General features: G+C 63.7%; 32 protein-coding genes. 16 read left to right on the top strand and 16 right to left on the bottom strand.

Annotated features, from left to right (window positions below; genetic code table 11):
- Positions 1–82: 82 nt before the first annotated feature.
- On the bottom strand, positions 83–1,411 hold the full coding sequence (locus FFI89_RS22440; protein WP_138829801.1) for a hypothetical protein: 1,329 nt from the start codon (positions 1,409–1,411) through the stop codon (positions 83–85).
- 754 nt (positions 1,412–2,165) lie between these two features.
- On the opposite strand from FFI89_RS22440, the gene FFI89_RS22435 reads away from it, so the two are divergent.
- The gene (locus FFI89_RS22435; RefSeq protein ID WP_138829800.1) at positions 2,166–2,390 is read left to right on the top strand and encodes a hypothetical protein; all 225 of its coding nucleotides are present in this window, start codon (positions 2,166–2,168) and stop codon (positions 2,388–2,390) included.
- A gap of 184 nt (positions 2,391–2,574) precedes the next feature.
- Here FFI89_RS22435 and FFI89_RS22430 read toward each other — a convergent pair whose 3' ends face one another.
- Complete coding sequence (locus FFI89_RS22430) at positions 2,575–2,871, bottom strand: copper-binding protein (protein WP_138829799.1); 297 nt, start codon at positions 2,869–2,871, stop codon at positions 2,575–2,577.
- A 74-nt stretch (positions 2,872–2,945) separates the two neighbouring features.
- Positions 2,946–3,614, bottom strand: a complete 669-nt coding sequence (locus tag FFI89_RS22425; protein ID WP_168212994.1) for a TetR/AcrR family transcriptional regulator — start codon at positions 3,612–3,614, stop codon at positions 2,946–2,948.
- Positions 3,615–3,705: 91 nt separating this feature from the next.
- Between FFI89_RS22425 and FFI89_RS22420 the strand changes: the two genes are divergently transcribed.
- Together FFI89_RS22420 and FFI89_RS22415 are read left to right on the top strand one after the other, a co-directional pair.
- Entirely contained in the window at positions 3,706–4,380 is a 675-nt protein-coding gene (locus FFI89_RS22420; protein WP_138829797.1) for a hypothetical protein, read from the top strand.
- 27 nt (positions 4,381–4,407) lie between these two features.
- The gene (locus FFI89_RS22415) at positions 4,408–4,806 is read left to right on the top strand and encodes a DoxX family protein (protein WP_138829796.1); all 399 of its coding nucleotides are present in this window, start codon (positions 4,408–4,410) and stop codon (positions 4,804–4,806) included.
- A gap of 7 nt (positions 4,807–4,813) precedes the next feature.
- Here the strand turns inward: FFI89_RS22415 and FFI89_RS35240 are convergent, their stop codons facing one another.
- The 4 genes from FFI89_RS35240 to FFI89_RS22400 form a co-directional block, all read right to left on the bottom strand.
- The gene (locus FFI89_RS35240) at positions 4,814–4,942 is read right to left on the bottom strand and encodes a hypothetical protein (RefSeq protein ID WP_256379147.1); all 129 of its coding nucleotides are present in this window, start codon (positions 4,940–4,942) and stop codon (positions 4,814–4,816) included.
- Positions 4,943–5,095: 153 nt separating this feature from the next.
- Positions 5,096–6,247 carry an aminotransferase class V-fold PLP-dependent enzyme gene (locus FFI89_RS22410; protein ID WP_138829795.1) on the bottom strand — a complete coding sequence of 384 codons (1,152 nt, stop codon included), beginning with the start codon at positions 6,245–6,247 and terminating at the stop codon, positions 5,096–5,098.
- A gap of 8 nt (positions 6,248–6,255) precedes the next feature.
- On the bottom strand, positions 6,256–7,011 hold the full coding sequence (gene fliP, locus FFI89_RS22405; protein WP_138829794.1) for a flagellar type III secretion system pore protein FliP: 756 nt from the start codon (positions 7,009–7,011) through the stop codon (positions 6,256–6,258).
- A complete protein-coding gene (locus FFI89_RS22400; protein WP_138829793.1) occupies positions 7,008–7,904 on the bottom strand; it encodes a flagellar biosynthetic protein FliO in 897 nt (298 codons plus the stop codon). The genes fliP and FFI89_RS22400 overlap by 4 nt, the downstream gene beginning before the upstream one ends.
- A 397-nt stretch (positions 7,905–8,301) precedes the next feature.
- On the opposite strand from FFI89_RS22400, the gene flgB reads away from it, so the two are divergent.
- The 7 genes from flgB to cckA all read left to right on the top strand — a co-directional run bounded on the left by flgB (position 8,302) and on the right by cckA (position 14,602).
- Complete coding sequence (gene flgB / locus FFI89_RS22395; RefSeq protein ID WP_138829792.1) at positions 8,302–8,712, top strand: flagellar basal body rod protein FlgB; 411 nt, start codon at positions 8,302–8,304, stop codon at positions 8,710–8,712.
- 28 nt (positions 8,713–8,740) lie between these two features.
- A complete protein-coding gene (gene flgC, locus FFI89_RS22390) occupies positions 8,741–9,166 on the top strand; it encodes a flagellar basal body rod protein FlgC (protein ID WP_138829791.1) in 426 nt (141 codons plus the stop codon).
- Positions 9,167–9,183: 17 nt separating this feature from the next.
- Complete coding sequence (gene fliE / locus FFI89_RS22385; protein ID WP_138829790.1) at positions 9,184–9,501, top strand: flagellar hook-basal body complex protein FliE; 318 nt, start codon at positions 9,184–9,186, stop codon at positions 9,499–9,501.
- Between the two features lie 118 nt (positions 9,502–9,619).
- A complete protein-coding gene (gene fliQ, locus FFI89_RS22380) occupies positions 9,620–9,883 on the top strand; it encodes a flagellar biosynthesis protein FliQ (protein ID WP_138829789.1) in 264 nt (87 codons plus the stop codon).
- 15 nt (positions 9,884–9,898) lie between these two features.
- The gene (gene fliR / locus FFI89_RS22375) at positions 9,899–10,669 is read left to right on the top strand and encodes a flagellar biosynthetic protein FliR (RefSeq protein WP_138829788.1); all 771 of its coding nucleotides are present in this window, start codon (positions 9,899–9,901) and stop codon (positions 10,667–10,669) included.
- A 29-nt stretch (positions 10,670–10,698) separates the two neighbouring features.
- Positions 10,699–11,772 carry a flagellar biosynthesis protein FlhB gene (flhB, locus tag FFI89_RS22370; protein ID WP_138829787.1) on the top strand — a complete coding sequence of 358 codons (1,074 nt, stop codon included), beginning with the start codon at positions 10,699–10,701 and terminating at the stop codon, positions 11,770–11,772.
- 271 nt (positions 11,773–12,043) lie between these two features.
- Positions 12,044–14,602 (top strand): cell cycle histidine kinase CckA, encoded by a 2,559-nt coding sequence (gene cckA / locus FFI89_RS22365; protein ID WP_138829786.1) that lies wholly within the window; start codon positions 12,044–12,046, stop codon positions 14,600–14,602.
- Positions 14,603–14,682: 80 nt separating this feature from the next.
- Here the strand turns inward: cckA and FFI89_RS22360 are convergent, their stop codons facing one another.
- A complete protein-coding gene (locus FFI89_RS22360; protein ID WP_138829785.1) occupies positions 14,683–15,105 on the bottom strand; it encodes a hypothetical protein in 423 nt (140 codons plus the stop codon).
- On the opposite strand from FFI89_RS22360, the gene FFI89_RS22355 reads away from it, so the two are divergent.
- The 4 genes from FFI89_RS22355 to FFI89_RS22335 all read left to right on the top strand — a co-directional run bounded on the left by FFI89_RS22355 (position 15,106) and on the right by FFI89_RS22335 (position 18,626).
- Positions 15,106–15,960, top strand: a complete 855-nt coding sequence (locus tag FFI89_RS22355) for a hypothetical protein (RefSeq protein WP_138829784.1) — start codon at positions 15,106–15,108, stop codon at positions 15,958–15,960.
- Between the two features lie 182 nt (positions 15,961–16,142).
- Entirely contained in the window at positions 16,143–17,105 is a 963-nt protein-coding gene (locus FFI89_RS22350; protein ID WP_246669228.1) for a Tim44-like domain-containing protein, read from the top strand.
- Positions 17,106–17,287: 182 nt separating this feature from the next.
- A complete protein-coding gene (locus FFI89_RS22345) occupies positions 17,288–17,944 on the top strand; it encodes a lectin (RefSeq protein WP_371722524.1) in 657 nt (218 codons plus the stop codon).
- A gap of 304 nt (positions 17,945–18,248) precedes the next feature.
- Complete coding sequence (locus FFI89_RS22335; RefSeq protein ID WP_168212993.1) at positions 18,249–18,626, top strand: hypothetical protein; 378 nt, start codon at positions 18,249–18,251, stop codon at positions 18,624–18,626.
- A gap of 158 nt (positions 18,627–18,784) precedes the next feature.
- On the opposite strand, the gene FFI89_RS22330 is transcribed toward FFI89_RS22335, so the two are convergent.
- A complete protein-coding gene (locus FFI89_RS22330) occupies positions 18,785–19,246 on the bottom strand; it encodes a DUF3606 domain-containing protein (protein WP_138829781.1) in 462 nt (153 codons plus the stop codon).
- A 98-nt stretch (positions 19,247–19,344) separates the two neighbouring features.
- Between FFI89_RS22330 and FFI89_RS22325 the strand changes: the two genes are divergently transcribed.
- The gene (locus tag FFI89_RS22325; protein ID WP_138829780.1) at positions 19,345–20,064 is read left to right on the top strand and encodes a glutathione S-transferase; all 720 of its coding nucleotides are present in this window, start codon (positions 19,345–19,347) and stop codon (positions 20,062–20,064) included.
- 72 nt (positions 20,065–20,136) lie between these two features.
- Here the strand turns inward: FFI89_RS22325 and FFI89_RS22320 are convergent, their stop codons facing one another.
- The 4 genes from FFI89_RS22320 to FFI89_RS22305 all read right to left on the bottom strand — a co-directional run bounded on the left by FFI89_RS22320 (position 20,137) and on the right by FFI89_RS22305 (position 22,158).
- Positions 20,137–20,496, bottom strand: a complete 360-nt coding sequence (locus FFI89_RS22320) for a GFA family protein (RefSeq protein ID WP_138829779.1) — start codon at positions 20,494–20,496, stop codon at positions 20,137–20,139.
- A 40-nt stretch (positions 20,497–20,536) separates the two neighbouring features.
- Positions 20,537–21,211, bottom strand: coding sequence for an isoprenylcysteine carboxylmethyltransferase family protein (locus FFI89_RS22315; RefSeq protein ID WP_138829778.1), 675 nt, complete (start codon positions 21,209–21,211; stop codon positions 20,537–20,539).
- A 99-nt stretch (positions 21,212–21,310) separates the two neighbouring features.
- Positions 21,311–21,499, bottom strand: a complete 189-nt coding sequence (locus tag FFI89_RS22310) for a hypothetical protein (RefSeq protein WP_138829777.1) — start codon at positions 21,497–21,499, stop codon at positions 21,311–21,313.
- Positions 21,500–21,666: 167 nt separating this feature from the next.
- A complete protein-coding gene (locus tag FFI89_RS22305; protein WP_371721553.1) occupies positions 21,667–22,158 on the bottom strand; it encodes a hypothetical protein in 492 nt (163 codons plus the stop codon).
- A 248-nt stretch (positions 22,159–22,406) separates the two neighbouring features.
- On the opposite strand from FFI89_RS22305, the gene FFI89_RS22300 reads away from it, so the two are divergent.
- A complete protein-coding gene (locus FFI89_RS22300; RefSeq protein WP_138829776.1) occupies positions 22,407–24,059 on the top strand; it encodes a fumarate hydratase in 1,653 nt (550 codons plus the stop codon).
- Positions 24,060–24,069: 10 nt separating this feature from the next.
- Here the strand turns inward: FFI89_RS22300 and FFI89_RS22295 are convergent, their stop codons facing one another.
- From FFI89_RS22295 to FFI89_RS22285, 3 genes are all read right to left on the bottom strand, one after another.
- The gene (locus tag FFI89_RS22295; RefSeq protein WP_138829775.1) at positions 24,070–25,080 is read right to left on the bottom strand and encodes a DUF3616 domain-containing protein; all 1,011 of its coding nucleotides are present in this window, start codon (positions 25,078–25,080) and stop codon (positions 24,070–24,072) included.
- 216 nt (positions 25,081–25,296) lie between these two features.
- A complete protein-coding gene (locus tag FFI89_RS22290; protein ID WP_138829774.1) occupies positions 25,297–25,593 on the bottom strand; it encodes a hypothetical protein in 297 nt (98 codons plus the stop codon).
- A 111-nt stretch (positions 25,594–25,704) separates the two neighbouring features.
- The gene (locus FFI89_RS22285) at positions 25,705–26,259 is read right to left on the bottom strand and encodes an inner membrane-spanning protein YciB (protein WP_138829773.1); all 555 of its coding nucleotides are present in this window, start codon (positions 26,257–26,259) and stop codon (positions 25,705–25,707) included.
- Positions 26,260–26,271 lie beyond the last annotated feature (12 nt).

Raw genomic sequence — 26,271 nt, 5'->3', positions numbered from 1 at the left:
GCCTCCTGGTTCCCTGATGGTGCTTCGCGCAGCCGGGCCGCGATCCGGTTGAAGCTGCGCGACGTCAGGCGTCGTCTAGCGGTCAGGGCTTCTTGGTCCAGACCGAACCGTTGGACCACCTGATCTTGTTCGGCGACTGAACCTGGGCGGTATAGGTCGTGTCGTCGGGGAAGGTGATCTTGATGTCGGAGGCGTCGACGATCGACCCGTGGGCGTCAGGCCGATCGTAATCGGACATATCGATCCTGATCGAGGAGGGGCCTTCGTAGATCACCGCCGACCGCGCGCTTCCGTCGGTCCAGCTGCCATTCAGATCGAACACGGTGTTGATGATCTTGGTCCAGGTTGAACCGTTGGACCAGATGATCTTGTTCGGCGCCTGAAGCTCGCCGGTATAGGTCCTGTCGTCCGGAAAGGTCACCTTGATCGAGGAGCCGTTGACAATGGTGCCGTGCGCGGTCGGGCGACTGAAGGCCGACATATCAAGCGTGAGGTTTGAAAAATCCACCGCGATGGCGGCGCTGCGCGGACTGCCATCGGTCCAGTTGCCGTTCAGGTTCACCACCGTGTGGATTGCGTTCCAGTCCGGCGGGAATCCGGTCGGCCACTGGTCGTTCTTGAAGTTGGTGCAGCCGTCCCCCGCCGTCACGAGGTCGGCAAAGCGCGCGTTATGCCACTGCGCCCGGCATAACGCCGCGACCCTCTCCGGCTGTTGCGAGTTCCAGCCCCATTCGTACTGGTCGACATAGGTGTCGTGGCGGTCGGAGTCGTGGCCGACCTTCACGATCTGGCAGGGCGTGTTCACCGTCATGTAGTAGTTGGAGACGATGTCGGCGGCGTCGAATTTGGCATTGGTGTCATAGACACTGATCTCTGCGCCCATCGACCAATATTGATAAAACGTGCTCTTCTTCCAGGCGTGGAAGTTCAGCCGGCCGCTGCCGATGCGGTACTCCACCATCGCGCCGTCGTCCGACGCCCACCGCTCGGCGCCGTTCACGATGCCCTTGAACTTCAGGTACGGCGCGTCAAAGACGACCACACCGCCGCCGGTGCCGTTCGGGCCCTGTGGCGACGCGCCGCCCTCGCGAAGGTCGATGGTCTTGCCGCCGATGACGACCGAGCCGGTGGCCGACGAAATGGTGTCGAGCACGGGATCGCCGAACGTGACTTGCCGGATACTGTTGCCGGCATTGCGTGAGTACATGCCTTTGCGGGAGATCGACCCGCGCATGCCTTTGCCGTCCGGATGCCCGCCGAGAGTCTTGCCGAGGTAGGCATTGAACTCGTCGTAGTCGGCGAACGTGTGCCGACCGGGCTGGATCGAGGCGTTGTGCGCTACGAATTCCACGCTGCCGTCCTTGCGGACGGTCGTGGCCTGATTGGCGTTTAGGAGATCCTGGCTGGACATCTGTCTTCCTCCAAGCATCACACAAGCGTTGAGCGATATTTCGCGATGGACGGTCAATCCGTCCACACACGCCACGCTAGTCCGATGATGGAGGTGCATCCGTGAGGTAGATAACACTGGGTGAAAAATGCCACCGTGGAACAACCGCCTTCGTGCGCTTGTTCCGCTCTCGCCGATGGCGTCGCGACGCTGTGCCTGGTCGGCTACCGCCTGGCGTGCGGCCCGCGCGCTACCTCGGTGCCAGCGAAACCGGATTGTCCTGCTGTTCCGGTTCGACCGACATGATCTGGTTGCAGGCTTTGCATTTGTAGACATGGACGAGAGGGCGCAATCCTACCCGGGGCAGCTTTCCCAATCGGGCGGTATCGCATCCGCAGGTTTCGCAGCGCGGCGACAGGTCATTTTCTTTGAGCAGTCGGGGCATGATGCCGAATCACTGACGCTAACAACGGAACGCGTCGGCGACGATGAGATTCGATTGCATCTTAATCATGAAGGAATAGTCCGTAGGACTACGAGGTGCCGCCGCCGCGCCGCTCTAATTGCGCCATGGCCTGCGCCATGTTTCGCCACCAAATCGGCCGGCCGCGGGCATGTTCGCAACACACTGTGCGGCTCAAGGTCAAAACGCCAGCGCGCTATCCGAGGAAAGGCCGACAGGATTCAAATCCAGGCCGGATCCTCATTTGTGAATTTGTGAGGCGTGCGAATATGGTTTCTACCGACGGTCGTGACAAAATCGAGACGTGCTGCATTGACGATTGCCAACGAGACGAACAAGGAAGCGAACAAGGGATCGAAGAAGGCCGCGGCATCCCGTCCTTCACCTGCCGAACAGTTCGATGACGACCGCGACGAGCCTGAGATCCGCGTCAACAGGCTCCGGGCTCAGCAGCAGCGGTTCCAGAAGCTGCACGAATATTACGACGAGGCACTCGCCGAAATCCGCGCGTCGCTCGAACGGGCGCCGTCGCGTTGATCAACAAGATCAGGCTTTTTGCCTTTGCTCCGTCATGCCCGGCCTTGTGCCGGGCATCCACGTCTTTGTAGCTGCGGAGCAAGAGAAGGCGTGGATGGCTGGGCATAGGCGAGCGGAAGCGACGCCGTCCTTTGGACGGCTGTGCCCGGCCATGACGGAAAACGATTGCCCGCGCCAATCGGCGTCACTGCCGCTCGAGCTTGGTGATGGTTTTGGTCCCACCGGCCCCGGTCGTGGAAAAGTTGACCTTGTCGCCGGCATGCACGGCGTCCAGCGACGCGCCATTCTGAACCTTGAATTCTTCCGCCGCGCTGCCGCCCGCTGCACCGGTGGTGCCGCTTTGGGCCTGCTGAATTGCGACAGTGCCGTTGATGCGATCGATCCTGGTCACGGTTCCCGTCTGCGTTTGCTGGGCAAGCGCCACTGAGCTGATGACGGTGAGGGCCGCAGTACCGGCGATCATGAGGTTCACACGTTTCATGGCGCACTCCCGGCGTTGAGGTATTTACGACAACTCGGGGCGCGCCGGATTAGTTCCGGGGAAAGATGTGATCTTCAGACTCGCTTTGCCGCGGATCTGGGTTTTGACGCCGGCTTCGGCGTGGCGGAGGAGGCCCCGGCGGCCGTTGGCGCCGATGCGATCAGCGCCTTCAGGAAGGTCATGATGATCTGGCCGCTTCGCCGCGCCTCGACATCCGCAGACAGCAGCGCCAGGCCGCGGCCGAGCGCGATGAAGCTCGCGGCGATTTCCGCAGGTTCTCCCGGCACCGCCTTGCCGAACAGTTCGAACAGCGCGGTGACGAAGCCGCCCAAAGCGCGGCGGTGCTTGCGGTTCAGCTCGTTATAGGTTGCCGCGAAGCCCGGGCTGCGCAGCGCCTGGAGCTGCAGCTCGATGGCGAGCACGGCAAAGCCGGGATCGGAATTGACGGTGGCCGACCATTTCTCGATGCCCGCCATGGCGGAGGCGGCGTCGCCTTCCGCGCTGTTCAGCGCCGCTTCGATCCTGGCGCGTTCTTCGCTTTGGTGCCGCTGCACCAGTTCGAGCAGGATCGCCTCCTTGTCGGGAAAGTTCGAATAGAACGCGCCCTGCGAAAACCCCGCCGCGTCGGCGATGTCGCGCACCGAGGCGAGGGCAAAACCCTTTTTGACGATCTCGCTGCGCGCGGCCGCGATCAAGAGCTCCCGGGTACGGGCCTGACTTTCCTCGCGATTCAACCTCGGCATGGGCGGACGTTCCCGAATTTGAGATAACAGTTGATATTCAGATATCATATGATATCTGTAATGGGAGGGCAGCAGGAAAAGGACACATATCATGGAGACCCGTGCGCTGGACCGGACACTGGCCATCCTGGCGGCGCTTGCCGCGCTGACCGTCGCCTTCATGGTGGCCGGCATCCTCGCCACGCGCAGTTCGCAGGATTTCTTCCAGTCGGCGCGCACCGCCGAGGCCTACAGCGCGCATCTGGCAGCCCCGCTCGCGGCATTCGGGCTCCGGCTCAATCTCGGCCTCGACAATCTCTTCATGGTTTTCTACGGGGCGTTCTTCGTGGTGCTGGCCGCCCGGCTGCGCGGCATGCTGGACCCGCGCCTGCTCGGTGTCGCGCTTGCCGCGCTGATGCTGACGGTGCTGCTCGATTCGTTCGAGAACCATCACATCATGACCATGGTTCATTCGATAGAGGAGGGATTGCCGCTGTCGGCCGCCGAAGGCGAGCTGCAGATGATCGCCTCCGCCATCAAGTTTCACGCCAGCTATCTCGGCGTCCTGCTGTTCTCGTTCGGCTTCCTGCAATTCGGAAAACTCGGCCGCGCCATCGCGATCGCGCTGTGGGCCTACATTCCCTGCGGGGTGCTGATTTCGGTGATGCCGGTCGAGCAGGCCAAGGCGCTGGTGCTCGGGCGAACGATCTTCTTCGTGGTCGCCTTCATCCTGTCGGCGATCCTGTTCTTTTCGCAAACCAACAAGTCAGCGCCAGCCGGAAACTAGAACCCGGTCATCCAGGGGAGAAACTCCATGAGTGCCACCATCGTGACCATCGCCGGACGCAGCCTGCTGGCGCTGCTGTTCATTCTCGCTGGTGCGGCGAAGATCGCCGGCCCGCAGCCGTTCCTCGACCATATGGCCGCGCACCGCATTCCGGGGCTGCTGCTGCCGCTGGTGATCCTGCTGGAACTGGGCGCGGGCGTGGCACTTCTGCTCGGCTGGCGGCTGCCGTTCTCGGCCGGGGCGCTGGCGTTGTTTTGCGTTGCTACCGCGTTCGGGTTTCACCTCAACCTGGCCGACAAGGCCGAGCGAACGCTGTTCATCAAGGACCTCGCGATCGCCGGCGCCCTGATGGTGATCGCGGCCCACGGCTCGCTGGCGCCAAAGGCAGCCGACATCGGTTCCGAAACCGCGGTTGCACACCGGTGAGGCGAGGCTACTTCGCGGCCCGGTTCGGCAATGTGACGGGGACATGCGGCGAGGTGCTTACGACCCTCGGACTTCCGTCCGGATAGGTGCTGCGCTTGAGCGCCTCGAGCATGAGAAAAAATTTTTCGGCCAGCATGATCGAACTCCATCGTTGATCACGCCGAGGAGGATGCCAGATCATGATTTCCGGCTGTCTTCGCGGACCGGAAAAACGGTTTCTTCGTTCGCCCGTTCGGTTTCTTGGCCCGGGGCCCGACGAAACCGGCTCACGCGGCCGTGACAGGGCGGGCTAGGTGAGAAGCCGCCGGGTCAACGCGGCGATGAAACGCTCGGTGTCGGCTTCGTCGTTGAAGACGTGCGGCGAGACGCGCAGGCGGCCGAGGCGCGCCGCGACATAGACGCCGTCGTCGGCAAGTCCCTCGACCAGCCCTTTCGGCATTCCGTCCGTAAAGTCGAGGCAGAGGATATGCGGCGCCCGCAGCCGGCGCTCGAGCACACGGGCGCCGAGGCCGCGCACGCTGTCCTCGATCCGTCCGGTCAGCATGGCAAGGCGTTGCGCAATCGCCGGCGCGCCCCATTCGGCGACCATCTCCATGCCGATCGCGGCCATCTCCAGCGAAATGAAATGATCGCGCTCGCCCATGTCGAAACGCCTGGCGTCACTGATGTAGGCAAGGTCGCTGAAATAGACCTCATTCTCGGCGCGCACGTTGCGGCGGGCGGCTGCCGTCTGCTCGAGCGGGATGCCGTCCTGGTGACGTTTGGCGACGTAGAGAAAGGCGCGGCCGTAGGGGCCGATCAGCCATTTGTAGGTCGGGAAAAGCACGAAATCCGGATCGAGACGCTTCACGTCCATCGGCAGCACGCCGGCGCTCTGCGTCGCGTCGATCAGGAACAGGGCACCGTGCCGCCGCAGCGCCGCGCTGACTTGTTCGAGGTCGATCAGCCCGCCGTCCGACCAGTGCACCGACGAGATCGATGCCAGGCTCACGGCTGGCGCGCCGGATCGCTCGATGACCGCGAGAACCGCCGCGGTCCAGTCGCCGTCATCGGGTTGGCGCACGGTCTCGACGCTAAAGCCCTGCGCTTCGGCGCGGTGACGCCATTCCAGCACCGGCGAGGAATGATCGTTTTCCAGCACGATGACGCGGCTGCCACGGGCGATCGTTACGAGCTTGGCTGATGTCGCGACGCCGTAGCTGATCGAGGGGATCAAGGCGATGTCGGCGGGATCGGCATTGATCAGGCGGGCGGCGGCGGAGCGGGCGCGCTCGTGCTGGCCACGGGCGAAATCAGCGTCGAGCGTCCAGGGCCTGCCCTTGCGGCCAACCGCGGCGCGGCCGGCTTCCAAGGTTCGCCGCGGCAACGGGCTGTAGGAGGCCGAGTTGAGATAGCAGATGTCGCGCGGCACATCGAACAGTTCGCGTTGCGACGCCAGCATCCCGACCTCTATCCGCCGTAACTCTGCACCAGGCTCCCCGCCACCAGCGACCAGCCGTCGACCAGCACGAAGAAGATCAGCTTGAACGGCAGCGACACCACCACCGGCGGCAGCATCATCATGCCCATCGACATCAGGACGGAAGCGACCACGAGGTCGATGATCAGGAACGGCAGGAACAGCAGGAAGCCGATTTCGAAGGCGCGCTTCAGTTCCGAGATCATGAAAGCGGGCACCAGAATCCGCAGCGACATATCTTCCGGCGTGGCCGGCGGCGGCTCGCCGGAGAGGTCCATGAACAGTTTCAGGTCCTTCTCGCGCACATTCTTCTGCATGAAGCCGCGCAACGGCACCGAGGCCTTCTGCAGCGCTTCCTCGACGCCGATCTGGTTGGCGACCAAAGGCTTGATGCCGTCGTCATAGGATTTCTGCAGCACCGGGCCCATCACGAAGGCGGTCAAAAACATCGCCAACGCGATGATCACCGAGTTCGGCGGCGCGGTCGCGGTGCCCAGTGCGGTGCGCAGCAGCGACAGCACGACCACAATGCGCGTGAACGACGTCATCATGATCAGGATCGACGGCGCGATCGAGAGCACCGTCAATAACGCGATCAGCTGGATCGCGCGCTCGGTGACGCCGCCATTGCCCTGGCCGAGGTTGATGCTGATATCCTGCGCCATCGCCGGATCGACGAGCGATCCGGCGGTGATCAGGCTTGCAACGAATAAAAATACTCTACGCGGGAAAGTCGCCGATCTCACGAAGGGGACTTCGGACGGCCCAGCAATGACGCCATCTCGTCTTCCAGATTCTCAAAGCCGCTCTTCTGCGGAGCGGGGGCGGGCGCGTCGGCGCGCGGGGCCCGCGGCGGTTCGGGGGCGACCGGCGGTGCCGCCGGTTCGGCCGGACGGCGCAAGGCGGCTTCGAGCCGCTGTGCCATCTCGGCGAGATTCTGGTCGGCGCTCGACTGCGCGGGCGCGGTGGCCGGCGGAGGCGGGGCTGCGGCGCGTTCGGGGGCGCGGACCGGCGGCGGTGCCTTCGGCAGCTCGCTCGCGCGTTGCGGGCGGGGCATCAGCGGTTCGGTGCGGCTCAGGCGCGGCGGCACCGGCTCGGAGCGGTTACCCATCGGCTCGGGCGCGAAGCCAGCCAGCGGATCGCTGCGGCGCTCCGGCATCGGCGCCGGGCGGCGGACTTCGTCGGCGAAGGAGGGGCGCGCGGGGCGCGGCGGCGGCTCGGGCATCTGCGGTTCGGCATGATGCTCATAGGCATCGGCAGATCTCAGGTCGGATCTTGCGGCTTCTTCGTTCCAGTTGGCATCGGGCAGCGGCGCGATCCGCGGCGGCGCTTCGCCGGCGACCGCGGGGCGGGGCGCCATCTGGTCCCGGCCGGGCATCGCGCGGACGATATTGGGTTCGACCACGATGTCGCTCGGACCGCCGATCATCAGGAGATGTTCGACATTGTCGCGCCGGACCAGCACGAGGCGGCGGCGGCCGTCCACGGCGGCGGCGTCGATCACGGCCAGCCGCGGCATCCGACTGCGGTTGGTGTTGGCGCCGAGGCGGTTGGTGGCGAAGCGGCGAACCAGCCACGCGGCCACGCCAATCAGCGCCAGAACGGCGATGAACGCGAAGAGGAATGTCAGTGTCTGCATACGTTAGTCCCCGGCCACGCGCCGCTGTCACACTACTAGGAGGTCGATGCCCGGGAATTTCCCGCTCGTCGGGATCGTGCCCTGAAGCGATCCATCCCGGCGAATCACGCCCGAGATCAGCCTTATTTCTTAATTCCCCACGGCAAACGCTGCCGCCCGTTAATTAATAGACCAAGAATCGCTTGATCCAAAACGACTTCTGAGCGCCCGGGGCAGCGTTGGCCTCGGCTGGTTAACGCAGATTTCGTGGCGAAAATGCGCTCATTTGCCGCTTGCGGCTTGCATTGTGCGTTGTCGATGCCGGGAATCGACGATTTTAACCAACCGTTAACCATACACCGGGCAAATTCTGCCTACCTCGCGGCGCTGGCCAGAGGTTAACGGAGAGCCACCCGCCATGGCCATCAACGATCTTCCGATCCTGTCGGCACTGCGCACCAAGATGCAGTGGCATCAGGAGCGCCAGCGGGTACTCGCCGAAAACATTTCCAACGCCAACACCCCGAACTTCAAGCCGAGCGACCTGGTCGAGCCTAAATTCGACAAGGGTGGTTCCGCCGCCGGCGGGGGGGGCGGATCGCTGCCGATGATGCGCACCAGCGGAACCCATATCGGCGCCTCCGGCAGCGCACAGAGCTTCAACGCCGATGGCGGCAAGAGCGGCTTCCTGACCAGGCCGGCCGGCAATTCCGTCAACCTCGAAGACCAGATGCTGAAGGTCTCCGCCAACCAGATGGATTACGCGGCCGCCACCTCGCTCTACACGCGCAGCCTCGGAATGCTCAAGACCGCGATCGGAAAGCGCTGACGCGCGCCACGTTTAGGGAAGCCGGACCATGGCAGATGATGCAAGTGACTTCGCCCGCTCGATGAGCATCGCGACCTCCGGCCTGCGCGCGCAGGCCGGACGCATGCGGGTGATCTCGGAAAACATCGCGAACGCGGATTCCACGGCGCAAACGGCTTCCGGCGATCCCTACCGCCGCAAGGTGCCGACCTTCTCGTCCGCGCTCGATCGCACGCTCGACGCCAAGGTGGTGACGCTCGGCAAGGTGCGCCCGGACCAGTCGGCGTTCCGCATGAAATTCGAGCCGAGCAACCCGGCCGCCGATGCCCAGGGCAACGTCAAATATCCCAACGTCAATCCGCTGGTCGAAATGACCGACATGCGCGAGGCGCAGCGGTCCTACGAGGCCAACCTCAACATCATCAGCGCGACGCGCCGCATGATCCAACGCACGCTCGATATCCTCAAGGCTTGAAACAGGAACCATAGAAAATGGCTTCACCGACCGTTGCTGCAAATGCCTACGCCGCGCTTTCCCGCATGATGGAATCCGGCGGCGCCGAGAAGGGCGGCCAGACCGGTGGCGGCAGCGGGCCGTCCTTTTCTGCGTTGCTCAAGGACGCGGTCGGCAGCGTGCTGGAGTCCGGCAAGAAGTCCGACGCCCAGACCATGGCGATGACCTCGGGCAAGGCCAACGTCATGGACGTGGTGACGGCGGTCGCCGAAACCGACGTCGCGGTCTCGACACTGGTCTCGGTGCGCGACCGCGTGATCCAGTCCTACGAAGACATCATGAAGATGCCGATCTGAACGGTCCTCATCCTGAGGAGCCGGCTCCGCCGGCGTCTCGAAGGATGGCCACGGCCTCATGGTTCGAGACGGCGCGTTGCGCCTCCTCACCATGAGGGGACAGAAAAGGAAGTTTGAAATGACCGGTGCTGAAACCCTCGACGTGGCGCGCGATGCGATCTGGACCATCGTCGTGGTGTCGTCGCCTTTGATGGTGGTCGGCCTCTTGGTCGGCGTCGTGGTGTCGCTGTTCCAGGCGCTGACGCAGATCCAGGAGCAGACGCTGATCTTCGTGCCGAAGATCCTCGCGATCTTCGTCACACTATTGCTTGCGCTGCCGTTCATGGCGGACTCGCTGCACAGTCACATGATGCGGATATCGTCGCGAATCATAGGCGGTTGATGCATTGTCCTGGTCATGCGCATCGATGTTTCCCTGCTGCCGGCCCTTGCCGCCACCTTCATGCTGGTGTTCGCCCGGGTGGGCGCGATGGTGATGCTGATGCCGGGGTTCGGCGAGAGCAATATCCCGGTCCGCGTCAAGCTCTCGATCGCGCTCTTGCTGACGCTGATCATCCTGCCGCTGCACCGCGCCGCCTACCATGTCGACATGACGTCGATGACCTCGCTATTGGTGCTGATGCTGCATGAGATCGTCATCGGCATCGTGCTCGGCGCCACCGCGCGCGTGACGCTATCGGCGCTGTCGGTCGCAGGATCGGTGATCGCCCAGCAACTCGGCCTCGGCTTCGTTACCGCGGTCGATCCGACCCAGGGGCAACAGGGCCTCTTGATCGGCAACTTCCTCACCATTCTCGGCATCACGCTGCTGTTTGCGACCGACACACACCATCTCGTCATCGCGGCGCTGAACGAGAGCTACCGGATCTTCTCGCCGGGCGAGCTGATGTCGAGCGGCGACGTCGCCGCCCTTGCCACCCGTGCGTTCGCCGCCGCCTTCAAGATCGGCATGCAGCTTTCGGCGCCGTTCCTGGTGTTCGGCCTCGTCTTCAACATCGGCCTTGGCGTGCTGGCGCGGCTGATGCCGCAGATGCAGGTCTATTTCGTCGGCGTGCCGCTCTCGATCATGGTCGGCTTCCTGATCTTCGCCCTCGTCATTTCAGCGATGATGGGAACCTATCTGAACTACTTCATCGGCGTCATGCACGAGCTGACACCGCTGAACTAGAACTCAAACAACAAAGCCAGAACGCCGCGATGGCAGACGATAGCGACGATAAAACAGAAGACCCTACACAAAAACGTCTCGACGACGCGCATGCGCGCGGGGACGTTGCCAAAAGCCAGGAGGTCAATACCTGGTTCGTGATCGCGGGCGGTACGCTGGTGCTGTCGACCTTCTCGGGCTCGATGGGCGGCGGCATCCTGACGCCGCTGCGCAACGTCATCGCCAATGCCGGGCAGCTCCATGCCGATGGTGCGGCGCTGCTCTCGCTCGGCAATAGGCTCGGCGTGGCCGTGCTCGGCGCCGTCGGGGTGCCGTTCCTGATGCTGATGATCGCGGCGATCGCCGGCAACATGATCCAGCACCGGCTGGTGTGGTCGGCGGAATCGCTGTCGCCCAAGTTCAGCAAGGTGTCGCCCGGCGCCGGATTCAAGCGCATCTTCGGCAAGCAGGCGGCGGCGAACTTCGCCAAGGGCATTTTCAAGCTGATCGCGCTCGGCGCCGTCATGATGGCCGTGCTGTGGCCGGAGCGCCTTCGCCTGGAGTCGTTCCTGCGGTTCGACCCGGACGTCATCCTCAACGTCACCACCAACCTGACGCTGCAGGTGATGGGCGCTGTCGTGGCGATGCTGGCCGCGGTCGCGATCGCCGACTACTTCTTCCAGTACCGGCAATGGTACGAGCGGCAGAAGATGTCGCTGCAGGAGGTCAAGGACGAGTACAAGCAGTCCGAAGGTGACCCCCATATCAAGGGCCGGATCCGGCAGTTGCGGATGGCCCGGGCCAAGAAGCGCATGATGGCCGCGGTTCCCAAGGCCAGCGTGATCATCACCAACCCGACCCACTATTCGGTGGCGTTGTCCTACGACCGCGGCATGGCGGCGCCGGTCTGCGTCGCCAAGGGCGTCGACAACATCGCGTTCAAGATCCGGGAAGTCGCCAAGGCGCACGACATTCCGATCGTGGAAAACGTGCCGCTGGCGCGCGCGCTCTATGCCACGGTGGAGATCGACGACGAAATCCCGGTCGAGCACTATCATGCGGTGGCCGAGATCATCGGCTACGTCATGGGCCTGAAGCGCGGGCTTTCCGGCCGCAGGCCGTAACGGATAAGGACCAGAATCGGCTTGAAATGCCCTTAGAACCTTATCGGTCCTGATTGAATCAGAACCGGGCTCTGCTTTTTGCTTTTTACGCGAACCGGTGTCCACTTCGCTCGAAAACGCTATAACCTGCGAAATTGCCGCCTGATGGACTTGCGCTTGCGGGGCCGATTCAGGCACTCAGGAGGGGCGTGCCGGGAGGATGCGGGTTTGCCCGGGTCCGGCCGACCCGGAATGCGCGTCACCTTCATGCCGACGGGCTGCGTCTCCAGATATGACCGCCGAAACTGACAACGATGCGTCCTCCGAGCCTCTCGCGGCCCATGAACCGGCGCGGCGGGGCGGCAGTATCGTGCTGGTGCTGCTGGTAGCCGCCGGTATTGTCGCGATCGCGGTGGCGCTGATGACCATCGGCCGGGCCCAGGCCCAGCCCTATATCCTCGGCGTGCTGGCGCTGCTGGCGATGGTCGGCCTGTTCAACCTGTTCGCCTTTGCCGCCGGCATCATCCGATTCACCGACCGTACCGCCGACGACCCGGTGATGGGCCGCATCGCCGACCAGGCCTATGACGGGCTGGCGGTGACCGACCCGCGAGGCCATGTCGTCTATTCCAACGCCGCCTACCTCACGATAACGGGGGCCACGTCCGCACAGGACGTCCGGCCGGTCGAGCGCGTCTTCATCGGCAATCCCGACGTGTCGGAAGCGGTGTTCCGCCTGCTCAAGGCCGCGCGCGAAGGCAAGCGGCAGCAGGAGGAAGTCCGGATCGCAGGGCAGGACGGCGCGCAGGGCCGCTGGCTGCGGATGCGGGTTCGTCCGCTCGGCCAGGGCAAGCGCGCGGCCAAATACGCGGTGTGGTCGGTCGCCGACATCACGCGGGACCGCGAGCGCCAGGAAGACGTGTTCAAGGAACTGCAGCATGCGATCGAATATCTCGATCACGCGCCGTGCGGCTTCTTCTCGGTCAATCCCGCCGGCGACGTCATCTATGTCAACGCCACGCTGGCGAACTGGCTCGATCACGACCTGGCCGAAATCGGTTCGGGCGGGCTGAAGCTCACCGATATCGTCTCCGGCGACGGCGCCTCGCTGTTGACCTCGATCGTGGCGGTGCCGGGCGAAGTCAAAACCGAGGTGTTCGACATCGACCTGCGCATGCGCGGCGGCAAGACCATGCCGGTGCGGCTTTATCACAAGCTCGCCTTCGGCGCCGACGGCGTGCCCGGCGCGTCCCGTACGCTGGTGATCAGCCGCACCCGCGACGAGCATTCCGACCCCGAACGCGCCGCCGAAGTCCGCTTCATGCGGTTCTTCGACCATACCCCGATGGCGATCGCGACCGTCGACCGCGCTGGCACCGTGGTGCGCGCCAATGCCCGCTTCGCCAAGCTGGCACAAAGCCTGAGCCCTGACGGTGCGGCCAACAAGTCGATCTTCCGTACCGTGAACGCGCGCGACCGCGGCATGCTGATCGCGGCCATCAACCAGGCCGCCGAAGGCCAGGGCGATATCGCCCCGGTCGAGGCCATGCTCGACGGCGCCAAGGAGCGCTGGGGGCAGTTCTTCGTCACCACCGTCGAGGAGAACGAACGCGAGACCGAGGCCGGCATCGTCTATCTGCTGGAGACCACCGAGCGGCGCGCGCTGGAGAACCAGATCAACCAGTCGCAGAAGATGGACATGGTCGGCCAGCTCGCCGGCGGCATCGCGCACGACTTCAACAACGTGCTCTCGGCCATCATGATGGCCAACGACTTCCTGCTGAACGCGCACAAGCCGACCGATCCGTCGTTCCAGGACATCATGCAGATCAAGCAGAACGCCACCCGCGCGGCGACGCTGGTGCGGCAACTGCTCGCGTTCTCGCGCCGCCAGACCCTGCGGCCGCAGGTGCTGGACCTCGGCGATGCGCTGTCCGACCTCACCATGCTGCTGCGGCGCCTGATCGGCGAGAAGGTCAAGCTCGACCTCGTGCATGGCCGCGACCTCTGGCCGATCAAGGTCGACGTCTCGCAGTTCGAACAGGTGATCGTCAATCTCGCCGTCAACGCCCGCGACGCGATGCCCGACGGCGGCAAGCTGACGGTGAAGACCGCCAACGTCTCCGCGGAAGAGGCCGCGCAGATGTCCTACAAGGGCATGCCGGCGGCGGATTACGTGCGCATCGACATATCGGATACCGGCACCGGCATTCCCGCCGAAATCGTCGACAAGATCTTCGAGCCGTTCTTCTCGACCAAGGAAGTCGGCAAGGGGACCGGACTCGGCCTTTCGACCGTCTACGGCATCGTCAAGCAGACCGGCGGTTTCGTCTATGTCGCCTCCGAGGCCGGCAAGGGCACCTCGTTTCACATCTTCCTGCCGCGGTATCGCCCCGAACTGGAGGCCCAGCCGGAGCCGCAGGCGGCGAACGCCGCGGCCAAGGACGCCGCCGAGCCGCCGAAGCCGCGGGCCGATCTCACGGGGCAGGGCACGATCCTCTTGGTGGAAGACGAGGACGGCCTGCGCTCGCTCAATGCGCGCGGACTTCGTTCGCGCGGCTACAGCGTGATCGAGGCGTCGAACGGCATCGAGGCGATGGAGGCGCTGGAGGAAAAGGACGGCGCGGTCGATCTCGTCGTCTCCGACGTGGTGATGCCGGAAATGGATGGCCCGACCCTGCTGCGCGAGATGCGCAAGCGCAATCCCAATCTCAAGATCATCTTCGTCTCCGGCTATGCCGAAGAGGCCTTCGACAAGAGCCTGCCCGAGAACGAGCAGTTCGCCTTCCTGCCAAAGCCCTTCGCGCTCTCGGCGCTGGTCGAGAAGGTCAAGGAGACCATGACATCGTGACGCCCTGCATGGCGCTTGCGGCCTGGTGAAGGACGAAAGCGGTATCTTGTTCCCGGCCTTTCCGTCGGAGTTGCGGCGACTCACGGTTTGTTGTTTGACGGGCGGTCCATCGGTCGTTCTCGCTCTTGAACCGGAACATTCGCGCGATCATACATCTGCCGTTCTGAGCGAAGCAGGGTGCGCGGGGCCACGTCGATGTGCCGGCTTCGTGCGGCGATGGTTGATGGAAGGCTAGCTTGATCACAGATCCCGCCATCGACGCCGAGACGCCCGACGCCGCCGCGGCGGCGCATTTTCTGCGCCGTTTTGCCGATCTGATGTCCAACGGACACAACTCCAAATATCTGCTTCGGGCAGCTGAACTGCTCGAAACCCTGACGGCCCGGGCTTCCGCCGCCTCCGATGAGGAGCAGCTCTGGCGCTACAAGTACGAAACGCTGACGCAACATACCGATTCGCTGGAAGCGGAATGCGGGCGCCTCAAGGACGATATCGAAGGACATGTGAACGTCGCCGGCTTTATCCTGTCGGAACGGGATTCGCTCAGGACGGCGCTCGAGAGGCGGGAAGCGGAACTGCTCGAACTCAGCCAAGAGTTACAACGTGAACTGGATCAGTCCGCGACGGCATCGGAGACGCACGAAAGCGCCGTGACCGAACTTCGCGTGGCATTCGACCAGGACCGCCTGGCGCTGATGGCGGCCGCGGATGTCAGCGCCAAGGAAGTCGAGCAACAACGCCGCGTGTTCGAACACGAACGGGCAGAGATTGCGGCCGAGCTGCAACGACGCGAAGAGGAAGTCGCCGAACTGCGGCGTGCCTTTGAGCGTGAACGTGAAGAGCTGCAGTCCCAACTCAAGTCGCGCGAGGATGCGCTTGTTGCATCGCGCGTCGATTCCGAACGTGAATCCGCAGCACTCCGGGAACAGATCGAGGCGCTCGAGGTCAAACGGGCGGAGCTGCGATCGACCTTCGAGCGGATCAGCCAATTGGGCGCCGAACCCGAACGAAACGACGGCAATCGCTTCGATTCCGGCCGGGACGAATCGCAAGGCAACCTGGCTCCCGTTCTCGCCGGTGGCGGGAATTCGCTCGCCGATGAAACGCGCGCCATCGTGCCGAAGGAAACATTGCGCCAGGCTCGCGCCCAGTTCGAATTCCTCGCTAAGGAATGCCTCCGCCGCGGCGATGTCGCCACGCAGGCGATGTGCGAACTCGGGGCGCATGCGATGCAACTCGCGCTGGCGGCCGGCGAGAGCGCCGACGCTTCGCCGATCGGCCGCATGGCGCTAAACATTCTCTCGCTGTCCGACCCGAATTCACCCGTGAGGGGTGAATCCGAGCGGTCCGCCGGCTAATCAGCCCGCTTGCGGGTATCCCCGCGGTCCGATCCATGGCACAGCGTGGAGCCGGTTCCGGCAAAATCGTCACATCCCCGCGACTGAGGGCCGCAGCCGCCTCTATCGATAGTGGCTTCACTTTTAGGCAGCTCTGCCCATCTTAGGGGCGCTTCCCCATGCCGGGGATTGAGGAAACAAACATGAATTTCACGCATATGCGCGGAATTGTTCGGGCCATCGCCGTCGTCCTGTCACTGGCGGTTCCGCTGGTGATCGCGATCTCGTCGGCTGACGCCCGCATTGGCGGCGGCGGCAGTTCCGGTTCGCGGGGATCGCGGACCTTCTCGGCGCCCCCCAGCACGACCACCGCGCCGGGCACGGCCGCACCGATGAATCGTACCTTTACCCAGCCGGGCAGCCCCGGAATGGGCGCACCGGCCGCGGCCGGCGCGGCCAAAGGCGGGTTCTTCAACCGGCCCGGCCTGCTTGGCGGTCTTGCCGCTGGCTTCCTGGGCGCCGGCCTGCTCGGCATGCTGTTCGGCGGCGGGATGTTCTCCGGCCTCGGCGGCCTGTCGTCGATCTTCGGCCTGATCCTGCAGATAGGCCTGATCATCATCGTGGTGCGGCTGGCGATGTCGTGGTGGCAGCGCCGCCATACCCCGGCGGCGGCCTATGCCGGCGGGCCTGCACCGGGCCCTGCCGCGGCGCAGAACAGCTTCCGCTCCGGAATGGGCTTTGGGCTCGGAACGGGCAGCGCGCCGCTCGAAATCCTGCCCGCCGACTATGAAGCGTTCGAGCGGCTGCTCGGCGAGATCCAGGCCGCGTGGTCGGACGAGGATATCGCCAAACTGAATACGCTCGCGACGCCCGAGATGGTGTCCTACTTCTCCAAGGATCTCGAGGAGAACAAGGCCCAGAACGACGTCAACAAGGTGTCCAACGTCAAGCTGCTGCAGGGCGACCTCGCGGAAGCCTGGCGCGAAGGCGAGACCGACTATGCGAGCGTCGCGATGCGCTTCTCGCTGGTCGACAAGACGCTGGAGCGCGGCACCGGCCGTCTGGTCGCCGGCAGCGACACGCCGATCGAGGCTACCGAAGTCTGGACCTTCGCACGTCGGCGCGGCGGTAACTGGGAACTCTCGGCGATCCAGCAGACCAACTGATGGATTGCCTGACGACGAAGGCAACGGCGCTGCGGTTCGTTCCGCGGCGCCGTTTTCTTTTGACGCGTTGCACCTGATTCATTTCGCCGTGGCCCGACCGGAATAATAAGTGCGGTCGCGGGTTGAATGACGGCGAACCAAAAACAAACCGGAGGAACCAGATGAACAATTTTGCCAGGATCATGGCGCCGGCCGCAGCCCTTGCCGCGATCGCATTTGTCGCCGCGCAGCCGGCGCAGGCGCAATCGGCTGCTACCAGTTTCTTCGTGACCAGCGTTGGTATCGGCAATGGCGGCAATCTCGGCGGTCTCGCCGGTGCCGACAATCAATGCCAGACCTTGGCGCAGGCCGCCGGCGCGGGCGCCAATACGTGGCGCGCGTATCTTTCGACCCAGGCCGCGGACGGCAAGCCCGCCGTGAATGCGCGCGACCGTATCGGCAAGGGGCCGTGGCAGAATGCCAAGGGCGTCGTGATCGCCAAGGACGTCGCCGAGCTGCACGGCGCCAACGGTCTTACCAAGCAGACCGCGCTCAACGAAAAGGGCGAAGTCGTCAACGGCCGCGGCGATACGCCGAACCGCCATGACGCGCTGACGGGATCGCAACCCGACGGCACGGCGTTCGCGGCCGGCGAGGATCGCACCTGCAAGAACTGGACGAGCTCGACGCAAGGCGCCGCCATGCTCGGACATATCGACCGCCTCGGCCTGCGCGACGACGACGCCTCGAAATCCTGGAACTCGTCGCACCCCTCGCGCGGAACGGACGGCGGCTGCTCGCAGGCTGATTTCAAGAGCACCGGCGGCGACGGCCTAATGTACTGCTTCGCGGCGAATTAAAGAAGTCATTCCGGGATGGTGCTTTAGCGCCAGACCTCAGATGCGCAATTGCGCATCGGGGAATCTCGAGATTCTCCGATGTGCAATAGCACATCGTAGTTCGATGCTGCGCATCGCCCCGGAATGACGGTGGGTGTCGTTTGGGTACGCTGCCCACGCCGCTTTTTACGAGTCGTTAGCGATCTTCATCAAGGTAAATTTCCATCTCAAGTTGACGCGAGATGGGGCTCGGCTAGATCATTCGGCCAGACGGGGTTGTGTGCAACTTCGATTGACGAATTTTCTCAAGCCAGCAGGAATTATCATGTCTCGCGTTATTGCCGCCGCCTTTGCCACCGTGCTTGTCGCCGCCGCCATTCCGACCGCAGCTTCGGCCGGCTGCTACTCATGCTACGCGCCGCCGCAGCCCTGCTGCGAGCAGCCGCAATATCAGCAGCAGGTCGCCCCGGCGCAGTACCGGACCGTGCAGGAGACCGTGATGGTGTCGCCCGGCCGCGTCATCGCCCATCGTACGCCCGCGCAGTACCGCACCGTAATGGTGCCGCAGACCGTGATGGTTGCCCCTGAAGGCGTCGCTTACGAGCGGACCGCTCCGGAATACGCGACCCAGGAGCGCGTCGAAATGGTGGCACCGGCCCGCACCTACTACGTCCCGGTCGCACCGCGCTGCTGCGGTTACTAGTCTTTCGTTTTGACGCGTTTTCCCGACGTGAATCGATATCCGCTTCACTCGAAACCGCGATGAAACGGGCACGGCGCAACTGCCGCCGCTTAAGCCGCCGCCCTGGTCGACGGCGCGCTGAAGCGAACGGTCCTAAGCCTGCCGAGAAAGGTCGCCTGTCAGGCGGCCTTTTTCTTTACGCTCTTCTTCGCGGCTTTCTTGACGGTCTTCTTGACAGTCTTCCTCACGGTTCTCCTGGCCGTTTTCTTCACAGCCTTCTTGGGGGCCTTCTTCTTGGTCGCCTTCTTGCCGGTGAGATATTCGCCGACCTTCTTCGACGAATGTCCGACGGCGCCGACCGCCGCCTTCAGCCTGGCCGGCGTGACCTTGAACTTCTTCGACCAGTAGCGAACTTCATAGGGCTGGCTCAACGCGATCAGCGCCCGGTCGGCGGCCTTGTGCTTTTGCAGCTTGATATAGGCTTCCACTTTTTTCGCGGAATGCCCGACCTTCTTGACCGCGGCCTTCAGTTTGGCCGGCGTGATCTTCAACTTCTTCGACCAGTAGGAGACTTCATACGCTTCGCTCAGTGCGATCAGCGCGCGATCCATGCCGCCGCGTTTTTTCTTGTCGTCCGCCATCCCGTTCTCCCGTCCTGCTGAAAATTCGATTTCCAAAGCCGAAGCAAGGTAACATGCTCCGAGGGGTTCGAACAGAATTGAAGTCGGAGGCGTCGTCGATGCATTACGAGCTCTACTACTGGCCGACCATTCAGGGCCGCGGCGAATATGTCCGCCTCGCGCTGGAGGAGGCCGGCGCCGGCTACACCGATGTCGCACGCCGCGGCAACGGCACGGCTGCGATGATGAAGCTGATGGCAATCGGGAAGGGCAAGGGCGTGGCAACTCCGCCGTTCGCGCCACCGTTCCTGAAGGCGGGCAAGCTCGTGATCGGGCAGACCGCCAATATCCTGCTCTATCTCGGCTCGCGCCACGCCCTGGCGCCGAAGGCGGAGGCCGGCAAATTGTGGGTGCATCAGTTGCAGCTCACGATATCGGATCTGGTGCTGGAAATTCACGACACCCATCACCCGCTCGGCCCCTCGCTCTATTACGAGGAGCAGAAGGCGCCGGCGAAGAAGCGCAGCGAAGAGTTCTGGAAGACGCGGGTGCCAAAATATCTCGGCTATTTCGAAGAGCTGCTGGCGGCCAACGGCGGCGCCTACGTAACCGGCCGCCGGCTCACTTATGTCGATCTGTCGCTATTCCAGATCGTCGAGGGGCTGCGCTACGCGTTTCCCCGGCGCATGAAGGCTTTCGAGCGCGAAATCCCCGGTCTGGTCGGCCTGCACGACCGCGTCGCGGCGCGGCCGAACATCAAGGCCTATCTCGCCAGCGACCGGCGGATCGCGTTCAACGAGGACGGGATTTTTAGAAGGTACAACGCGCTGGATGGGTAGCGCGGCATCCCGACTGCTGGGCCTCTCCCCGCAAGGGCGGGGCGAGGGAGCACACCGGTGACGCGGCGGCCGTCACCTGTTCCTTCCGTCGATCGGCGTCATCGTCAGCTTCGACAGGTCAATGCCGTCGATGCAGGAGACGTTCAGCGCGATCACGTCGGTGCCATCGGGTTTCTTGCCGCGGGCGAAGACGTCGACGCCGCAGTCGAGGCAGAGTTGATGGCGGATGGCGTGCTTGTTGAACAGGTATTCCCGCAGATTGTCCTCGCCGGCGCGAAGCTGAAAACTCGATGGCGCCAGAAAAGTGAAGTGCAGGCCTTTCTTGGTGCAGATCGAGCAGTTGCACGCGGTCACCATGGCCATGTCGGTGGTGCATTCGAAGCGCACCTGGCCGCAATGGCAGCCGCCGGTATAGGTCTTGCTATCGGGCATGTGTAACCCCATGAGGCATAGGTAACCACCCTGTTTCCGCTCACCACAGTCCGGGCAGCAGACGATAGCGCACGCGCGCAGCGTAGTCAGCATAATCGGGCAGGTCGGCCACCAGCGCGCGCTCCTCGATCCCGGTGCGAACGGCAAACAGCACGGCAAACACCGGCGTGATCAGCAGACCCCACCACGAGCCCAGCAGCAGCGGCACGCCAACGAAGAACAGCATGATGCTGCCATACATGGGATGGCGCACTACCGCGTAGGGTCCGGTCGAGATGACATGGTGGCCGCGCTCGGCCTGCACCCTGACCACGGGGGCCGCGAAGGAGTTTTCGCGAAATACCCACATGACGAAAACCGTCGAAAGCAGGTACATCGCGAAGCCGATCACCTGCAGGGCTTGCGGCACGTTCGAGGCGTGTGCGCGTCGGTCCATTCCGATGGCGATGAGCCAGACCAGCGCCACAGCGACGAATATCAGCATGAACTTCTTGTCGGCGGCGGGCTGACCGGCCTGAAAGGTCGGCCGCAAGCGCTCGGCGAGCAGCGCCGGATCGGTGCGGGCGAGCCATAGTCCGCAGGCCGGACCGGTGATCGCGCTGGTAACCAGGAACACCCACGCCGCAGGCCAGTGCAGCGAACCCGACGCCGCAAACAGCAGCGCGCCCAAGGCGAGGACGAAGAGGGTATTCTGCAGCAAGAGCTTGGCGATCATGCGCGATCCCGTTCGCTCACGGGCGGCATGGTGGCGCGGTTTTCCGGCAAGCTTGCGGCGCCGGGTTCCGGCCGCAGACGCGCTGTGGCGGAGCGGAAGTTATGCCAGCTGGTCGACCCGCGTGCCCTGTCCGGGCGGCAGCGCGGCCACCAGCGTCGGCTGCGGCGTGCGGGTGCCGTCGGCCGCGGCGCCGTTCTGCACGTCGGGGGTTTTCGCGGGCGCCTGGGGCGGCGCGCTGGCGACGGGCGGGGTGACCGCCACCGGAGCGGCGACAGCAGAGATACTCATCGGAAACATCCTTTTGGTTGCTTCCGACACTGGCCGGTTGAAACGAACGAGTGGTGAATCCGCACCGTCAATCCCGGCGCATCGCCGCCAATCCCGGCCGATGGTGAACGGGAGGCGTGCGATTTCATTACAAGTGTCCGGATGGTCCGAGGCGGCCCGCGTCCGGATTACTCGTCCTTGTCGCGGGTCACCACGATCGAGGCCTCGGTCTTGGTGCGCGAGCATTCCATGTTGAGCCGGCGAAAGCGCATGGAGACCTTGTCGCCGCGCAAAATGCCCATGCGCTTGATGCAGCGCGCGGTGCCGGTCGCGGTATCGTCCTTCGGCACGGTAAAGATGACGGCGGCCGCGGACGCGACGAGATTGAAAAACTCCGGCTTCGGCTTCCGGTCCGTCTTGGCATAAAGCTCGATCGAGAAATTCTGGCCGCGGCAGCCGAGCGACAGCTCCTTGGCTGCCGGATGCGACAGGTAGATGTAGTTGGCGGCGGAGATGCCGACCTTGAGGCCGTCGATCGCGCCGGCCAATTGCTTGGCGGTATCCTCGCAGCGGTCGGCCCGCGCCGGCGAGGCGGCGAGGGCGGCCAGCAACATCAACGCGGCCGCGAGGCCCGCCGCCCGCATGCCCGATACGGCGTGGTTGCGCAGTCTTTTTGTCATGAATACCCCCACAGTATTGAAACGCGCGCGGGAAGTTTCATGCAGGGTCTGCACGAACACGTCAATACGCAGCGAAAGCGCGCCGCGCAGAAGCGCCGCGTGCGTCCTGCCGCCCCACGCCGGGGCATGACGGACCAGATTTGGGTGCCGCCAAAACCTTCCATTTGTCCCAAAAGTGCTTAGAACGGGTCTATCGCCGGGCGGCGTCTGCGGACGTTTCCGGCACCTCAACCCTGCGAGCCCTGCCCATGAACGCCCCCTCCGCCTTTCCCGACCAGAAGCCCGTTCCGCCCTACAAGCACACGCCGCTGTTTCCGCTGGGGGCGGACACCACCCCCTACAAGAAGGTCACCACCGAGGGCGTGCGGGTCGAGAAGGTGTTGGGCAAGGACATGCTGGTGGTGTCGCGCGAGGCGCTGCGGGCGCTTTCGGAGGCCGCCTTCGGCGACATCAATCACTATCTGCGGCCCGGGCATCTGAAGCAGCTGCGCAACATCCTGGAAGACAAGGAAGCCTCTGACAACGACAAGTTCGTCGCTTTCGACTTCCTGAAGAACGCCAACATCGCCGCCGGCGGCGTGCTGCCGATGTGCCAGGACACCGGCACCGCGATCATCATGGGCAAGAAGGGCTGCAACGTCATCACCGACGGCGACGACGAGGCGGCGCTGTCGGAGGGCGCGCGCGACGCTTACTTGCGCCGTAACCTGCGCTATTCGCAGGTGGCGCCGCTGACGATGTATGAGGAAAAGAACACCGCCAACAACATGCCGGCGCAGTGCGAGATCTACGCTGAGGGTGATGACGCCTACAAGTTCATGTTCATGGCCAAGGGCGGCGGCTCCGCCAACAAGAGTTTTCTGTTCCAAGCGACGCCCTCGGTGCTGACCAAGGATCGCCTGCTGGCGTTCCTGAAGGAGAAGGTGCTGACGCTCGGCACCGCGGCGTGCCCACCCTATCACCTCGCCATCGTGATCGGCGGCACCTCGGCCGAACTGTGCATGAAAACCGTGAAGCTCGCATCGGCGCGCTATCTCGATGCGTTGCCGACCCATGGCTCGCCTGATGGCAACGCCTTCCGCGATCTGGAGATGGAGCAGGAGATCCTGAAGATGACGCAGTCGCTCGGCGTCGGTGCGCAGTTCGGCGGCAAGTATTTCTGCCACGACGTGCGCGTGATCCGGATGCCGCGCCATGGCGCATCGCTGCCGATCGGGCTCGGCGTGTCCTGCTCGGCGGACCGCCAGGTGCTCGGCAAAATTACCAAAGACGGCGTCTATCTCGAGGAGCTCGAGCACAACCCGGCGCAGTATTTACCGGCGGTCGAACAGTCGCTCGGCGGTGAAGTGGTCAAGATCGACCTCAACCAGCCGATGAAGGACATTCTGTCGACGCTCGCAAAGCATCCAATCAAGACGCGGGTGTCGATGTCGGGCACCATGATCGTGGCGCGCGATTCCGCCCATGCCAAGCTGCGCGAGCGGCTGGAGAAGGGCGAGCCGCTGCCGGAGTATTTCAAGAACCATCCGGTGTACTACGCGGGTCCAGCCAAGACCCCGGACGGCTACGCTTCCGGCGCGTTTGGTCCGACCACCGCGGGACGGATGGATTCCTTTGTCGACCAGTTTCAGGCGGCCGGCGGATCGATGGTGATGGTGGCCAAGGGCAACCGCGCGGTCGCGGTCCGCGAGGCCTGCAAGAAGCACGGCGGCTTCTATCTCGGCTCGATCGGCGGTGCCGCGGCCAACCTCGCCGAGCACTGCATCAAGAAGGTCGAGGTGCTGGAATATCCCGAACTCGGCATGGAAGCGATCTGGCGCATCGAGGTCGAGGATTTCCCGGCCTTCATCATCATCGACGACAAGGGCAACGACTTCTTCAAGGAATTGAATCTGGGGTGAGGGGGAACAGCTAGCGCGGAATTAGATATTCCGTCGGGGCACCGTTCTCCGGTCCGTCGAACATAACCAGCGCGCGCCACGGCTGGCCGGCCTCGTCCTTCAGGATCAGCAAGGTCTCGGCCTTGGCTGTCTTGTCGGCGACGGCCAATTCCGTGGGCTGTCCCAGCTTTTCGGTTGCCGGATTCAAGAGACGGACGGCTGGCGTTACCGTCTGGTCATTGACGGGACCGCTAAGGATCAGCAGCCCATTTGATACCGCAGCGAGATCCCTGACGCCGGTGTCGGTGCCGAGCTTCAGCGGTATCAGCCGTGCATCCAGCGCCTTGTGCGCGGTAAAAACCGCTTCTGCATCGACGGAGATCAGAAACGCGTCGCCGTCCACGGAAGGACCGCGGAACCCGAGATACATTCGTCCGTCCTTGACGGCGATTCCCTCGACGTTGGCGCCGTTGTCGTCGAGCGGCTTGTCGTAGAATTTGGGCAGCTCGTCCTTGATGACCTCGCGCAGCCTGGACGATGACTCAACGCCTACCACCTTGTCCTCCGAGATGTGGAAGGGTGGCGCGCCGGTCGTGGTATCGATGGCAAATCGGAACACAAGGTAGCTGAGGTCGTCATTCTTTTCGGGATGGTGGCGACCGCGCCCATGGGAGCCGGTGATGTAGAAGAAACCGTTGTCGTAGGCCGCACCCTCCGCGTCCGGGTTGCCGCTGGCCTGATCGTCGATCAGGCGGATGACTTTTCCAGGCCTGATCTCCGTGCCATTGATGGCAAAGAACTGCGCATATTTCTTCTCGTCATTGACGGCGACGCAGGTTTTGAACGTAAAGCATGCCGCGCCGCTGATGTTGGTCCGGGCATCCCTGCTTTTCTCGAAGTCGTCGCTCAATTTCCATTTCACCGGCACGGGCTCGATGACGCGGGTCTGGGCAATACTTGTCCCGCCGCCGACAGCAGCCGCAAGACCAATCAGGATCGCGACGACGCGCTGGTATCTTCGGGCTGTGCTGTTTGTCGTCATATCGGTTCATCCAGATGAACGACCGGCACCTTACGCTTTGATTGTGTTGGCAATATATTTCGCCGTCAACGGGCATATCTGCGCGGTGTTCGGCCGCGGTCTTCAACTGCAGTTCATTGCCTGGTTGGCGTAGAGGCCAGAAAAAGGGTCGCCGGCAACGCGTGCCGGCGACCCGTTTGAGAGAGGAGGATGCGCAGCTGCTTTCTCAGAAACCGATCAGGCCCGCGTTCCCGAGAACGGAAAGCTGCCCATCGGACCGATGCCCATTTCGCCGGACATGCTGTCGCCGGCAACCTTGCCGGTGAAGGCGAGCGTCAGCGGCATCGGGTTGGTGATGGAGATCTTCCAGGAGACGTCGTCACCGGCAACGGTGCCGTCGAAGATTTCGCCGGAATTGCCCTCGGCGCCTTGCGTGCCCGTCAGTGTGCCGCCGGCGCTCGTCACGTTGAGCGTCGCCTTGCGCTCGCCCATCGGCGTGCTCATGGTGATATTCCAGTTTCCGTCCACGGCCATTTCGGTCTCCCCAACATGTCCCAGCAACCGGAATGGTTCTGGGATCGCCAAGCTTGCAGCGCGGTATAGCCTATCTCGCCGCTCAAGCCCAACCGTCTTGTCTCGTGGCTATTAGGCGCGGGCGGCGGCGCGCAGGCGGCTGCCGATCAGCAGGCGGAAGGCGACATATTGCACAGCGAAGGCGGCGAGCTTGGCGCCGACCAGCACGACCGTGACATAGAACGTCCACAGCTTCATGTCGCCGGTCATCGCGACGCCGATCGTGCCGGCGCCGAGCACGAACATCAACGCAGCCCACGCGTAGCCGGCGAGAGTAGCGTATTCCGGAATGGTTTCGATCACGATCGCCGGCAGATAGCGCAGCATCCATCCGCGCTTGAGCATGATGGCGCCGATGGCGAAATGCCCGATCGCGGGTTTCGCCAGCACGAAGCGCGGGTCGTGGGTCAGAAGCGTCGCACTGCCGAGCACGATCACCAGCGCCAGGCTGGCGTAGGTCATGTAGCCGAGCGGCTTGCCCTTGATGCGCGAATAGATCACCTGGGCGATCGCGCCTGCGATCGCCACGCCGGTCGCGAGCAGGACATTGTCGGTCGCAAGATAGATCGCAAGAAACAGGATGGTGGAGAAAAAATCGGCGGCCAGTCTGGCGAATACGTCCTTCATCGTCCTGCTCTC

The sequence above is a fragment of the Bradyrhizobium sp. KBS0727 genome (assembly GCF_005937885.2).
Taxonomy (GTDB): Bacteria; Pseudomonadota; Alphaproteobacteria; order Rhizobiales; family Xanthobacteraceae; genus Bradyrhizobium.
Note: the sequence above shows the minus strand (reverse complement) of the source record. Positions and strands in the feature narration are given on the sequence as shown.